Below are 13,289 nucleotides of genomic sequence, written 5' to 3' on the forward strand. Positions count from 1 at the left end.
GAAAGGGAATCCAATCATACAAAAGCCTGATGTAAAACTTCGCATCAGGCTTTTAATTTTCTTTATTTAGTTGATTCATCAAGTGCAGCAACAGTTTGTTCTACTTCTTGGCGGGACATTTTTTCGTGTCCTTTTTTCATGGCATCGAGAGTCTTATGTGCAAGTGCTAATGGAATTTTACAGAACATGAGGATACTGCGTTTTTTGATTGAACGGTTGTATTTATCGCCTTTCGCTAAGTTTTCTTCTGCGTAAGCGAATAGGTCATCTCGTGTCCAACCTTCTGGCAGGAAGCTTACACCACGCTCTGCATCCTCATCTTGATTGCGTAAGATGTTCACTGCTTGTAAGCCACGACCGTAGCCAATTGCTAAATCGCGATCTGTTTCGATGCCAGATCCCCATAACCAAATGTCCGAAAGCATTGTGCCGACAAGACCAGCTACATAGTAAGTGTAATCGTCTAAATCTTCTTTTGTTTTACAAATCCAGTTTTTACGAGCCCATTTTGCCATGCCAGAAGCCATCTCACTTGTTGAAGCAGCAACTTCTGGACGAATGCCTTCTGGTGTTAAAGCTAACCAGTCATTTAAACGTAATGATACTTCGGGTAATAGATGACGGTAATCTTGAATAACTGCTTCATAAGCTTGTTCGTCGAAAGAAGGTTGTAGTAAAAGTGCCGCTATTGCATCAAGCATTTGTGCTTTTGCTTCGTTCTCGATTTCTTCGTGATCTTCAATTTCATCAATTGCGCGCATACATAGGTAAGCCATCGCTACCGTTGTTTTTAAATCTTTCTCTAAAAAAGTAATTGGAATAAAAAAAGTACGGCTTGTTGCTTTTAAAATGGCCATTGCTTCTTTATACATTTTCTTTGTGTCAGTCAAAGTATAGACCTCCATTTAATATAAGTAGATAGTTTCTATTCTATCGTACTTCAAGTAGAAGGAAAATAAAAATTAAAAGTACATGGGAAAGCTTCTCAATTTTTTGTTTGTAATGTGTTTTTTTGTTGTGTATTCTATATGAGAACGGATTCATACTTTAAAACGAATCAAACTAGTTAAAAGATGTACATAATTTACGTACGCTAAGGAGATTATTATGGTAAGAGCAATCGGTATTGATGCGGGTGGTACATTAACCAAAATCGCCTACATAAACGAGGAACAACAACTAATCTTAAAACACGAACCATCGACAAATTTACAAGAGGTTGCGGCATTTATCGATGCACATCCAGAAGTTGAAAAAGTAGGTTTGACAGGTGGACGTGCAGAGCAATTACGACAGCTCGTCACAGCAGAAAAAGAATTTGCTTATGTTGTGGAATTTGAAGCGACACTAAAAGGAGTTCGATTCTTATTAGAGCGTGAAAATATCGATTTAAAGCGAGCGATTATTACAAATATCGGTTCAGGAACGTCGGTTCATTATATGAACGATGATACGTATAAGAGAGTAAGCGGTACAGGAATTGGTGGTGGTACACTGATTGGCTTGAGTGCTTTATTAACAGGTGTTTTTAACTATAATGAAATGAGTGAGTTGGCTCAGCAAGGTAGTCGAAAGTCGATTGATTTAATGGTAGCAGATATTTTTAAAGGACAAGAAATTCCAGCACCCCTTCATCCAGATTTAACTGCGAGTAACTTTGGGAAAGTGGGGATTGATTTACGTTCAGATTATAAACAAGAAGATGTCCTCGCGACTGTTGCCCGTTTAGTGGGAGAAGTGATTACAACATTAAGTATTCAATTAGCACAACAATATGAAGTAGACGATATTATTTATATCGGTACGACGCTAAAAGATCATCCGGTTTTACGCGAAGTAATTGCAGATTATACTGTGATTAAACAGAAGAATCCGATTTTCTTAGACGATCAAGGTTATAGTGGTGCAATTGGTGCTTTAAATAAAATGCGTACAATGAAGTAGCAGTAACATACTGCTGCTTTTTTAAAACAATCAAACAATTATTTACATAGGTAAATAAATACCGTACAATAAAGTAGATGTTTACCTAAGTAAATTTATCTTTGGAGGTCAAAATGAATTTATTATTCCATGAACTATTACAAAAAACACGCGAATTTACAAATGGCATGAATGGTGTCTTAAAACATCATGGTATTTATAGCAGTCAATGGACAGTGCTTTTCATCGTAGAACAACGCGGAGAGATGTCACTTACATCGATTTGGAAATACTTAAATGTAGAAGCGCCAACTATTACAAGAACAGTTGCACGTTTGGAACAACTAGGACTTCTTCAACGAAAAAAAGGGGACGATTTACGTGAAAAAATCGTTTCGCTAACAGAAGAAGGAAAGAAAAAATTCGAAGAAGTAAAAGTAACAGTTTCTGCATACGAAGATCAATTTGCGAAAGGTCTAACAGAAGAAGAGCAAGAACAATTGAAGGGATTGCTCAGAAAAATGAAAGGATGACCTTTTTTGAGCCAGAATCAGAAAATCTGGAATAAACAATTTCTTAGTTTATTTTTTACAAATATGAGTGTATTTTTTGTTTTTTATGGGTTAGTCAATGTGCTACCGATTTATGTAACAAGTGGATTAAAGCGTGGGAGTGAAGATGCGGGGTTACTATTAACCATCTTTTTACTCTCTGCCATTGTTGCAAGGCCGTTCATCGGTAAGATTTTAGATGTGGTCGGAAAACGAAAGATGCTCGTCATGAGTATGGTCGGTTACTTTGTAACGACGATTTTATATGTTTTTATTAAACCTTTTGTACTTTTATTAGTATTACGATTCATTCAAGGGATTTTCTTTAGTGTATTAACCACTGCAAATAATGCGATTGCAGCTGACACAGTTCCGATGGAAAAACGAGGTCGAGGTCTAGGGTATTTTGCAATGTCACAAAATTTAGCCATTGTTTTAGGACCTTTTGTAGCGCTTCTACTCATTCAATATGTATCGTTTGATGCTTTATTTTGGGTGATGTCAGCTATTTTACTTATTGGAAGTGCGCTTGTTCTTACACTTCGTATAACAGAGCATGAATTCCCAGAAGGAAAGCCAAAATTAACATTTAAAATGAGCGACTTAATTGAAAAAGGTGCTGTTCCATTTGCATTAATCGGTTTATTCGTAGCTTTTTCTTATTCAGGTGTTCTATCGTTTTTAGCTGTTTATGCAAAGGAAAAAGGTGTGTTAGCAGTTGCAAGTTTCTTCTATGTCGTCTTTGCAGCAGCAATGCTCTTATCAAGACCATTTACAGGTAGAATGTTTGATACAAAAGGGCCGAACAGTATTATCATGCCTGGTTTTATCTTATTTGCAATCGGTCTACTATGCATGGCTTGGATGCCAAGCGCGTTCGTCTTTTTACTAGCAGGCGCATTGATTGGATTAGGATACGGTGCGCTTGTTCCAAGTTTCCAAACGCTTAGTGTTCAAAAGTCACCAGCCAGAAGAACGAGCTATGCAACAGCTACATTCTTCACTTTTTTTGATATAGGGATTGCACTAGGTTCGTTTATTCTAGGTTCGATAGCAGCACATAAAGGTTATGCGACGATTTATTTAGTAGCAGGTGCAGTGATTCTGATTGTAGGTGTTTTCTATATTTTAAACACATTGCGTAAAGGTAGAATAGCGACTAAACAGCAGCATATATAATTAGAAAAAAGAGGAGGCTAGTATAGATGCTAGCCTCTCTTTTCACTTGTGTTCATCAAAATAGCTTCACGCGCTAATCGATCTGCTGCTTTATTTTGATCGTCAGGAATCCACTTAATAAAAAATAAATCGAAGCGATCAATTAATGGAAGAGCTTCATCTATAAAGTGCGCATAATGTTTTGCATATCGCTTTTCAATAGAAGAAACCACAATTTTTGAATCAGAGCGAACGGATACGAGAGAAGAACCTAATTTTTGCGCTTCTTTCAATCCACGAAGGAGTGCATGAAATTCAGCAGTATGATTATCCATCATACCGATTGGTTCACTAATTCGTATTTGATGTCCTTCTCCTTTAATGAAAATACCGATGCCACTCGGACCTGGGTTTCCAGCGCTTGCACCGTCAATATAGACTTCTAACATAGATGATTGCCTCCTCAATTTCTTTACTTGCAAGAAAGGTTCTATTAATAGTAGAATAGACGAATGCCTAAAAAAAAGCTAGATGGATGAGAAAAAGAGGTGACGTATTACATGATCGATTTCACAACCATTGTACAAGATATTGATGCGTTAAACGAAAAGTATTGTGAAGGCTGTTTTGTAAAACAACAACTTCGTAAAGATCGTGGAAAAGCTGCAGCACATCGCTTTTGTATTGAATCATGTACAATTGGTGAGCAACTTCAGTTTTTGGGACAGGAATTATTAAAAACATCTAAGCGTTCTTAGAATAGTAACTCATATAAATAAAAAGTTCGATTTGGAAAGAGAAGTTGTGTTCATACGCAGTTTCTCTTTTTATATTTGTCTATTTTCTTTTAAAAATTTAGAATATTCTTCTATTTTTAAAAATTTCGTGATAAAGTACGTAATAATATTGACTTGAAAACAAAAAATTTGTACACTGTGAAGAAACATTTGTTTTTCTTGTAAGTACAAAACAACTAAAATAGATTGGGATGGATAAAGATGAAAGTATGTAAATTTGGCGGTACATCTGTAGCAAGTGCAGAACAAATCAAAAAAGTAGCAAATATTATTCAAGCAGATCCGACACGTCGTATTGTGGTCGTTTCTGCACCAGGTAAACGTACATCAGAAGACATTAAAGTAACCGACTTATTAATCGATTTAGCGCATACGGTCATCGGTAAAAAGCCTTATGAAGAAAAAATTGCAGCAGTTGTATCACGTTATGAAGATAATGCGATTGGTTTAGGTTTGGATCACGAAATTTGTGACATTATTGAGTTAGATTTAAAAGCACGCTGTGAGCAAGCTAGACATTTAACAGATGAAATGTTAATGGACTCCTTAAAAGCAAGTGGAGAAGATAATAATGCCAAAATGGTCGCTGCTTATTTTAACAGCATTGGCATCCCAACACGCTATGTAAGTCCAAAAGAAGGGCTAGTAGTGAATGATGTGCCAGAACGTACAATGGCAATTGCAGAAGCATATGAACAATTAGCTTCATTAAAAGATAGTGATGAAATTATTTTATTCCCTGGTTTCTTCGGTTATACAAAGTCAGGTTTATTACGCACATTCGATCGCGGAGGCTCAGATATTACAGGTGCGATTCTTGCGGCAGCAGTTGGCGCTGATTTATACGAAAATTTTACAGATGTAGATTGTGTATTCAGTGCGAATCCGAAAGTAGTCAACAATCCAGCGGAAATTACAGAAATTACGTATCGCGAAATGCGTGAATTATCGTATGCAGGTTTCTCTGTATTCCATGACGAAGCGTTGATGCCTGTCGTAAAACAAGGAATTCCTGTAAATATTAAAAATACAAATAATCCAAGTGCGCCTGGTACACGTATTGTAGCAAAGCGAGAAGAAAGCAAACGCCCTGTTACGGGTATTTCAGCTGACTCAGGCTTCTCAATTTTATATGTATCGAAATATTTAATGAACCGTGAAATTGGTTTTGGACGTAAATTACTACAAATTTTAGAAGAAGAAGATATTTCATATGAACATACACCATCGGGTTTAGATGATATCTCTGTTATTATTCGTAGCTATCAATTAGACGATGAAAAAGAAGCGCGTATTTTAAACCGCGTAACGAATGAATTGCATGCGGATGATGTGAATTTCCGTCATGGCTTCTCAATGATTGTGGTTGTAGGTGAAGGAATGAAGTATAAAACAGGTTTAGCTGCAAGTGCGGCAACAGCAATTGCACGCACAGGAGCGAATATCGAAATGATTAACCAAGGTTCTTCAGAAGTATCATTATCATTTGGTGTATTACGTCAATATGAAGATGTGATTTTAAAGGAGTTATACAATGAATTTTTCACAGCTGTAACTGCTTGAAAAAATCCACATATTCATAATTAGCGATTAATTCCATAAAAGGATTTAAAAAAATGAATGGAAAATTTATAAAATTCATACTTATAAATTGCTTTTTGGAGTAAAAATCGTATAAATTTAAAGTATATTAAATTTGGGAGGTGAATTCTTTACAATACCCGAAAGTACGAACCGTATTGTAAAGGACATATTTGGACGTCGAGATAGCCATAAAACTTGTGTTATTTATTTTGTTAATCGCATTTACCGCATTCTTTGTAGCAACAGAGTTTGCGATTGTAAAAGTGCGTACAACACGAATTGATCAGTTAATAAGTGAAGGAAATCAAAAAGCGATACGTGCGAAAACAGTGATCACGCATTTAGATGAGTACCTGTCTGCGTGTCAGCTTGGGATTACAATTACAGCGCTTGGACTTGGTTGGGTAGGGGAGTCAACAGTGGCAACATTGTTACATCCACTATTTGAATTAGTAGGACTTGAAGGAAAAGCTATTACTGTTGTTTCTTTCGTGATTGCATTCTCTGTTGTGACATTTTTACACGTTGTTGTCGGTGAATTAGCACCGAAAACACTCGCTATTCAAAAAGCAGAAATGGTAACATTACGTTTTTCAGGACCGTTAATTCTGTTCTATAAAATCATGTATTTACCAATTCGTTTATTAAATGGTTCAGCAAGATTACTTGCACGTTTATTTGGATTAAAAATGATGTCAGAAAATGAAGAAGTGCATAGCGAAGAAGAGCTACGTATGATTATGTCAGATAGTTTAAAGGGTGGCGAAATTAATACTTCAGAGTACCACTATATGAATCGTATCTTTGAGTTTGATGATCGAATCGCAAAAGAAGTCATGGTTCCGCGAACAGAGATAAGTAGCTTTGAAAAATCAACGAAAATCCATGAAATTTTTGAGCGTATGAATATTGAACAATATACACGTTATCCAGTGTACGATGGCGATAAAGATCATATTATTGGTGTAGTAAACATGAAACAGATTTTAACTGAGATGGTGAGAGACGAATCTGTTCGTGACGAAGAAGTAAGTAAATTCGTACAACCTGTTATTCAAGTCATTGAAACATTCCCAATTAGTAAGCTACTTATTAAGTTTCAAATGGAAAGAATTCATATGGCCATCTTATTAGATGAATATGGGGGCACTTCTGGCCTCGTCACAATTGAAGATATTATAGAAGAAATTGTTGGCGAAATTCGTGATGAGTTTGATGCGGATGAATTACCGGAGCATCATAAATTAGGCGAAGGACACTACAATGTTAGCGGGAAACTTTTATTAGACGAAGTGAATCAATTGCTTGATTTAGACATGGAAGATGAAGATGTTGATACCATCGGTGGATGGTTCATGGCGAATAATGATGATATTGAAGTTGGTTCACAAGTACGCTACGAGAATTGTGTATTTACAGCAACAGAAATCAATAATCATCAAATCGTTCGTTTAGATATTTTAAAAGAAGAACCGAAAGAAGAAACTTCTATGGATGAAAAAGAAATAGAATAATTAGAATGAGAGAAGTAGGATAATCTTGCTTCTCTTTTTTCATCGACAAAATAAAAATCCAAACTCGTATTAGTTTACAGAGCGTGGATTTTCATTTACATGATGCATCATCTATTTATGGATGAATTACAACCACATGTGAGGCTTGTGGTCCCCGGTTGCCTTCTACAATTTCAAATTCAACGAGCTGATTGTCTTCTAAATTTTTAAATCCGTCTCCGACAATCCCTGTAAAATGAACAAAGACATCATCGCCATTTTCCGATTCGATAAAACCATATCCTTTTACCGTATCAAACCACTTAACTTTGCCTCTATGCATGAGAATCCCTCCAAGTATGATCTACCTATAAATGAAGTAATTTGTCTTTACAGGTGAATAAACTATAGCATGAATTTTAAAAAAATGTCAATTATTCAGATATTCTGAACTAAAAGACACAAATTTTGTAAAAAAATAAAATGTTTTAAAAAAAAGTACTTTTTAGAATTGAAAGAGTATTTCCTTTTGTAGTAATGTAAAGGTAATCATCTCATAGATAGGAGACGGAATCATGTCACATACAACGAAGCCAAAAACAGATTTAGAAATTGCACTTGAATCACCAATGCAACATATTACAGCAATTGCTGAAAAAGCGGGTATTCCAGAGGATGCACTTGAACTATACGGGAAGTATAAAGCGAAAATTGATATAACACAGTTAAATCATTTAACAGCTGATGCAAAGGTCATACTCGTTACAGCGATTAATCCAACAGCAGCAGGAGAAGGGAAGTCAACTGTAACAGTAGGTCTCTCTGACGCTTTAAACCAATTGAATGAGCGTGTAATGGTCGCACTACGTGAACCATCTTTAGGGCCTGTGATGGGTGTTAAGGGCGGTGCTACAGGTGGTGGATATGCACAAGTATTACCGATGGACGATATTAACTTGCACTTCACAGGTGACTTACATGCGATTACAACTGCAAATAATGCACTAGCAGCTTTTATTGATAATCACATCCACCGAGGAAATGAATTAAACATCGACCCACGCCGTATCATCTGGAAACGTGTTCTTGATATGAATGACCGCTCGTTACGTCATGTCATGGTCGGTTTAGGCGGTCCAGCACAAGGTGTCCCACGTGAAGACGGTTTTGATATTACGGTTGCTTCTGAAATTATGGCGATTTTCTGTTTAGCAAAAGACTATCAAGATTTGAAAAAACGTCTCTCTGAAATTGTGATTGGTTACACATATGATAAAGAACCAGTATTTGTCAAAGATTTAGCAGTGGAAGGCGCGTTAACACTATTATTAAAAGATGCATTCAAGCCGAACCTTGTACAAACGATTGAAGGGACACCAGCGATTATTCACGGTGGCCCATTTGCAAATATCGCACATGGTTGTAACTCAATTCAAGCGACACATACAGCGCGTAAATTAGCTGATATTGTTGTGACAGAAGCAGGCTTTGGTGCAGACTTAGGTGCCGAAAAATTCATGGATATTAAATCTGTACAAGGTGATTTTCATCCAGATGCGATTGTTATTGTCGCAACGGTTCGTGCATTAAAAATGCATGGTGGTATGGATAAAAAATCACTTCAACAAGAAAATGTAGAAGCTTTAACAATAGGTGTTCAAAACCTTGAAAAGCATATTCAAACAGTGCGCGAATTCGGAATTGAGCCTGTTGTCGCACTCAATCGTTTTATTACCGATACAGAAGCAGAACTTCAAACAGTCATTGCATGGTGTGAGGCACAAGGAGTCGAAGTAGCCTTAACGAATGTATGGGAACAGGGCGGTGCAGGTGGTTTAGAGCTTGCGAAAAAAGTATTAGAAGTATTAAACCGTCCAAACCAGTTCAGCCCATTATATGATGCAAAAGATTCGATTGAACAAAAAGTAACGACGATTGTTCAACGTGTATATGGTGGTAGTGGTGTTCAATTTACAGATCAAGCAAAAAAACAAATGAAAGAAATTGAAAAATATGGTTGGGATCAATTAGGGATTTGTATGGCAAAAACACAATATTCTTTAACAGATCAACCTAATTTATTAGGTCGTCCAACAGACTTTACTGTGACAATTCGTGAGATTATTCCGAAGTTAGGTGCGAAATTCTTAGTATGTTTAACCGGTGATGTTATGACGATGCCAGGACTACCGAAAGAACCAGCAGCTCTTCGCATGGATATTGATGAACAGGGTCGTCCTGTAGGATTATTTTAATTAAGTAAAATGCACTACTGTTGCTAGTGATATTTAGCAACTGTAGTGTATTTTTTTGTTTATAGCTATTCTAAAACCATTAAATTCCTTTTTTTATAGGAAATGACTTATAATATATTAAGATAGAATAGTAAGGGCGTACATTAGGAGAAAAGAGGTTATATAGATGGGGGAAATCTTAGGACAAAAAGTAGTTGTACGTTTTACATTTTTCATATGTAATTCCTCCCTTGCTATTTTTTAATAGTATAGCGAATAAAAAGAAAAAAATGTATGAATATTAAAATACTAATATTTTTCGAGTTTATTAGCATCTTAATATTAAAAGATATTCACCATCATGAAATATATCGTCCTGTTTTTTTAAATAACCTTCAACTTCTAATTGTCGATAGGCGCTCATTACATCGGAATAAGATTGTTTAATTTGAATGGCTAGATCTCGTGGTGTTGGGAAAATTTTTATGTTTTCAAATTCTTTGTTTCGAATAATATTTTTTAAGTGGATGTAGATTTGTTCATCAACTGGTGAAAAATTATTAATTGGAAATTTAAAAACATTCACGTGATCCCCCCTTTTGCTTGAATCCATTATCTTCTACTCTATACCCATTTCACATGAAAACAATGAATGTTCGTTACGTTTTTTTATAAGTTCGTTATACTAGAGGTGAATTGAAAGTAGGTGGCAATAGATGAAAAAAATAATAGTGTTATGCTGTTTTTTGATGGCAACTTCTTTTGTATCCATTGCATGTGAGGCAAAAGAGGTCAAAACGATTTACGTAGCAACGAATGGACAAGATACATGGAGTGGTACGAAAGAGAAGCCTTTGAAAACATTAAAAAAAGCAGCTACAAAAGCGACAGCAGGAATGACGATTATCATTCGAAAAGGAACGTATAAAGAACCACTCATTATTCAACATAGTGGCACGAAACAAAAGCCAATTCGCTTCCAAGCAGCTCCACACGAAAAAGTAGTGATTAGTGGAGAAAATGTAAAGTCTGTGAACGGTGAAAAAGCTTTAATTCATATTAAAAGCAAGCAATATATTACAGTTAAAGGATTAACCCTTCAAAATGTTACAACGAAAAAAACGAATGAAACACCAATGGGGATTTATGTGACAGGTTCAAGTAAAGCAATTCGTCTACAACAAAATCACATACACCATATTCAAACGAATGCTAAAAATGGTAATGCACATGGGATTGCTGTGTATGGTACAGGTGCGATGAAAGATATTCGCATTCAGCAAAATACAGTTGAAAATCTAAAACTAGGTGCAAGTGAAGCAGTTGTTTTGAACGGGAATATTGATGGTTTTGATATCTCGAAAAATATAGTACGTCGAAATGATAATATTGGAATTGATGTTATTGGATATGAAGGTGTAGCGACGAATAAAAAATACGATTATGTTCGAAATGGTACGATTACAGCTAATACAGTCTCAAATATTTCATCTTATGGAAATCCAGCCTACGGTAAAAATTATGCGGCAGGTGGTATTTATGTGGATGGTGCAAAAAATGTACGTATTGCAAACAACCGTGTTTATCAGAATGATTTAGGTATTGAGGCGACATCAGAACATCGCGGAAAATATGCAGAAAATATTACGATTGAGCATAACGCGATATATTATAATCGTTATACAGGTATTTCGGTTGGTGGATATGATGTAAAAAGAGGCGGTACGAAAAATTCGATAATTCGTTTGAATATGCTCTATCAAAACGATACGAAAAACTTATATGGTGGTCAGTTGTTGCTACAACATTATGTAGAAAACAATCGAATCGAACGAAATGTTATGACGCCAAGTCGTTCACGCTTATTCATTGTAAATGGTGCGAAGACAAATAAGAAAAATCTATTGAAACGAAATGTTTATGACCAAACGGATCAAAAGAATGGATTATGGATGTGGAAAACAAAAGAGTATGATCGATTTTTAGATTTCCAAAAAGCAACGAAAAGTCAGGATTCACTTTATACGAAAGTGCAGTATCGTAATGTGAAAAAGCAGGATTTTCAATTGGTAAAAGGCTCAAAAGCTGAAAAGTGGATTCAGTAAACAAAAGTAAAAGAGAGCTTTGGCATAGATAAATGCCAAAAAGCTCTCTTTTTTAATTAATCTTGTTTTTCAACGTCTTTTACAGCGTCGTAAATTAAGTGGAACATTTCTTCGATATCTTCTTCTTCGATACAAGAGAAAGCAACGCGAAGATCTGTATCACTTAATGAGATTGTACCAACACCGTATTTTTCAAGTGCAACTTGTCGTACTTGTTCAGCATTTGTTGTTTTTAATTTTAAGCACATGAAGTAACCAGAGTTGAATGGGTAGTAATCCCATGCATCTTCAAATTTAGATGAATCAAGCACTTCTTTTACTTTGTTCGCACGATTTTTCATAATGTCGAATTTTTCTTGTCGTTGAGTCACGAATTCAGGACTCTTTAGTGCATCGAGTAAGAATGTTTGAGATGGGTGTGGACCTGAAGAAATTGTCGCACGAATGATGCCAATGGCTTTTTCTTCAAGTGCTTTTAATAACGCTTCTGATTTATTACCGAATGTAATGAAACCAACGCGGAATCCCCATACATATTCTTCTTTTGTTGCACCGTCTACTTTCACAGCAAGAACGCGCTCATGAATATTTGACAACGCACCGAATAGTGACTCAGTTAAAGAATCTTCAAAGAATAGTGAGAAGTATGCATCATCTGTAATCGCTACAACATTTACTCCTGCATTTGCACCATCAAGAATCGCTTGAACGATTGAAGCGCCTTCTTGTGCGTTTGGTGTGTAACCTGTTGGGTTGTTTGGGAAGTTTAATAGCACGATTGCCTTACCATGACCTTTTTGTGCAAGAATTGCTTCGCGTAAGCCGTCCGCATTGAAAAGACCGTTATCATCGTATAGTGGATATGTTGTAATCGTTGTACCACGACGAATATTGAAGACCATATCGTAGTTTTCCCAGTTTTGATCTGGAATGATTAATGTATCGCCTTTTTCAGCAAATAAGTCAGCTGTAATACTTAAACCATGCGTTAAGGCATTTGTAACGATTGGGTTACTAAATGTTTGACCTTCAAGTGCAGGGTTATCAACTAACATCTTTTTACGCCATTCTTTACGAAGTTCTGGTTTACCAGCAGGTGGTGCATACGGATATAAATCAGACGGATTGTATGCAGAAAGCTTATCTTGAATAACTTTCAGATGCATCGGTTTACCTTTTTCAATCGCTGTACCAATGGTTGCGTTAAATTTGAACGCTTTATTTTTCGCCTCGGCTGATTGACTTAAAATCCCTTCAGTCGGGAAGTACATCTGTTTACCAAGATCCGATAACATCTCAAATACATGTGGGTTTTCGTTTTGAATGATCTGGTTTAATTCAGTTGCTAATTTGTGCATGTTTTTCGCCTCTTTTTATCATATTTTGAAGGAGAGTTGAACTCCTGTTAGAGAAAAAATAACAATGAATGAAATCTCTAACTTCA

The 13,289-nt window shown here is 36.0% G+C and carries 13 protein-coding genes; 8 read left to right on the top strand and 5 right to left on the bottom strand.

Features of this window, described 5'->3' with window-relative positions:
* Window positions 1–62 precede the first annotated feature (62 nt).
* Window positions 63–890 carry a squalene/phytoene synthase family protein gene (locus tag KGI01_RS09385; protein WP_174795803.1) on the bottom strand — a complete coding sequence of 276 codons (828 nt, stop codon included), beginning with the start codon at window positions 888–890 and terminating at the stop codon, window positions 63–65.
* Between the two features lie 217 nt (window positions 891–1,107).
* On the opposite strand from KGI01_RS09385, the gene coaW reads away from it, so the two are divergent.
* From coaW to KGI01_RS09400, 3 genes are all read left to right on the top strand, one after another.
* Window positions 1,108–1,944 carry a type II pantothenate kinase gene (coaW, locus tag KGI01_RS09390; protein ID WP_141274476.1) on the top strand — a complete coding sequence of 279 codons (837 nt, stop codon included), beginning with the start codon at window positions 1,108–1,110 and terminating at the stop codon, window positions 1,942–1,944.
* Window positions 1,945–2,057: 113 nt separating this feature from the next.
* Window positions 2,058–2,456 carry a MarR family winged helix-turn-helix transcriptional regulator gene (locus KGI01_RS09395; protein ID WP_141274477.1) on the top strand — a complete coding sequence of 133 codons (399 nt, stop codon included), beginning with the start codon at window positions 2,058–2,060 and terminating at the stop codon, window positions 2,454–2,456.
* Window positions 2,457–2,462: 6 nt separating this feature from the next.
* Complete coding sequence (locus tag KGI01_RS09400; RefSeq protein WP_255314770.1) at window positions 2,463–3,653, top strand: MFS transporter; 1,191 nt, start codon at window positions 2,463–2,465, stop codon at window positions 3,651–3,653.
* A 29-nt stretch (window positions 3,654–3,682) separates the two neighbouring features.
* On the opposite strand, the gene KGI01_RS09405 is transcribed toward KGI01_RS09400, so the two are convergent.
* Window positions 3,683–4,081 (bottom strand): reverse transcriptase-like protein, encoded by a 399-nt coding sequence (locus tag KGI01_RS09405; protein ID WP_141274478.1) that lies wholly within the window; start codon window positions 4,079–4,081, stop codon window positions 3,683–3,685.
* A gap of 114 nt (window positions 4,082–4,195) precedes the next feature.
* Here KGI01_RS09405 and KGI01_RS09410 point away from each other — a divergent pair, with 114 nt between their 5' ends.
* The 3 genes from KGI01_RS09410 to KGI01_RS09420 all read left to right on the top strand — a co-directional run bounded on the left by KGI01_RS09410 (window position 4,196) and on the right by KGI01_RS09420 (window position 7,527).
* Complete coding sequence (locus KGI01_RS09410; RefSeq protein WP_141274499.1) at window positions 4,196–4,390, top strand: zinc-finger domain-containing protein; 195 nt, start codon at window positions 4,196–4,198, stop codon at window positions 4,388–4,390.
* A gap of 240 nt (window positions 4,391–4,630) precedes the next feature.
* Window positions 4,631–5,992 (top strand): aspartate kinase, encoded by a 1,362-nt coding sequence (locus KGI01_RS09415; RefSeq protein ID WP_141274479.1) that lies wholly within the window; start codon window positions 4,631–4,633, stop codon window positions 5,990–5,992.
* Between the two features lie 230 nt (window positions 5,993–6,222).
* Complete coding sequence (locus tag KGI01_RS09420) at window positions 6,223–7,527, top strand: hemolysin family protein (protein ID WP_255314771.1); 1,305 nt, start codon at window positions 6,223–6,225, stop codon at window positions 7,525–7,527.
* A gap of 115 nt (window positions 7,528–7,642) precedes the next feature.
* On the opposite strand, the gene KGI01_RS09425 is transcribed toward KGI01_RS09420, so the two are convergent.
* Window positions 7,643–7,849: a cold-shock protein gene (locus KGI01_RS09425; RefSeq protein ID WP_068454205.1), complete on the bottom strand. Its 207-nt coding sequence runs from the start codon at window positions 7,847–7,849 to the stop codon at window positions 7,643–7,645.
* Between the two features lie 232 nt (window positions 7,850–8,081).
* Between KGI01_RS09425 and KGI01_RS09430 the strand changes: the two genes are divergently transcribed.
* Window positions 8,082–9,761, top strand: a complete 1,680-nt coding sequence (locus tag KGI01_RS09430) for a formate--tetrahydrofolate ligase (protein WP_141274481.1) — start codon at window positions 8,082–8,084, stop codon at window positions 9,759–9,761.
* 307 nt (window positions 9,762–10,068) lie between these two features.
* On the opposite strand, the gene KGI01_RS09435 is transcribed toward KGI01_RS09430, so the two are convergent.
* Window positions 10,069–10,326, bottom strand: a complete 258-nt coding sequence (locus KGI01_RS09435) for a helix-turn-helix domain-containing protein (protein ID WP_170214769.1) — start codon at window positions 10,324–10,326, stop codon at window positions 10,069–10,071.
* Between the two features lie 130 nt (window positions 10,327–10,456).
* Here KGI01_RS09435 and KGI01_RS09440 point away from each other — a divergent pair, with 130 nt between their 5' ends.
* The gene (locus KGI01_RS09440) at window positions 10,457–11,845 is read left to right on the top strand and encodes a right-handed parallel beta-helix repeat-containing protein (RefSeq protein ID WP_141274483.1); all 1,389 of its coding nucleotides are present in this window, start codon (window positions 10,457–10,459) and stop codon (window positions 11,843–11,845) included.
* A gap of 56 nt (window positions 11,846–11,901) precedes the next feature.
* On the opposite strand, the gene KGI01_RS09445 is transcribed toward KGI01_RS09440, so the two are convergent.
* Window positions 11,902–13,203, bottom strand: coding sequence for an aminotransferase class I/II-fold pyridoxal phosphate-dependent enzyme (locus KGI01_RS09445; RefSeq protein ID WP_141274484.1), 1,302 nt, complete (start codon window positions 13,201–13,203; stop codon window positions 11,902–11,904).
* Window positions 13,204–13,289 lie beyond the last annotated feature (86 nt).

This window comes from Kurthia gibsonii, assembly GCF_006539985.1.
GTDB classification, from domain to species: Bacteria; Bacillota; Bacilli; order Bacillales_A; family Planococcaceae; genus Kurthia; species Kurthia gibsonii.

What these genes read in the sequence shown, in the direction of transcription:
- KGI01_RS09425 (WP_068454205.1), bottom strand. Translation starts at nt 7,849, where the DNA reads ATGCATAGAGGCAAAGTTAAGTGGTTTGATACGGTAAAAGGATATGGT.
- KGI01_RS09430 (WP_141274481.1), top strand. Translation starts at nt 8,082, where the DNA reads ATGTCACATACAACGAAGCCAAAAACAGATTTAGAAATTGCACTTGAA.
- coaW (WP_141274476.1), top strand. Translation starts at nt 1,108, where the DNA reads ATGGTAAGAGCAATCGGTATTGATGCGGGTGGTACATTAACCAAAATC.
- KGI01_RS09415 (WP_141274479.1), top strand. Translation starts at nt 4,631, where the DNA reads ATGAAAGTATGTAAATTTGGCGGTACATCTGTAGCAAGTGCAGAACAA.
- KGI01_RS09440 (WP_141274483.1), top strand. Translation starts at nt 10,457, where the DNA reads ATGAAAAAAATAATAGTGTTATGCTGTTTTTTGATGGCAACTTCTTTT.
- KGI01_RS09405 (WP_141274478.1), bottom strand. Translation starts at nt 4,081, where the DNA reads ATGTTAGAAGTCTATATTGACGGTGCAAGCGCTGGAAACCCAGGTCCG.
- KGI01_RS09445 (WP_141274484.1), bottom strand. Translation starts at nt 13,203, where the DNA reads ATGCACAAATTAGCAACTGAATTAAACCAGATCATTCAAAACGAAAAC.
- KGI01_RS09395 (WP_141274477.1), top strand. Translation starts at nt 2,058, where the DNA reads ATGAATTTATTATTCCATGAACTATTACAAAAAACACGCGAATTTACA.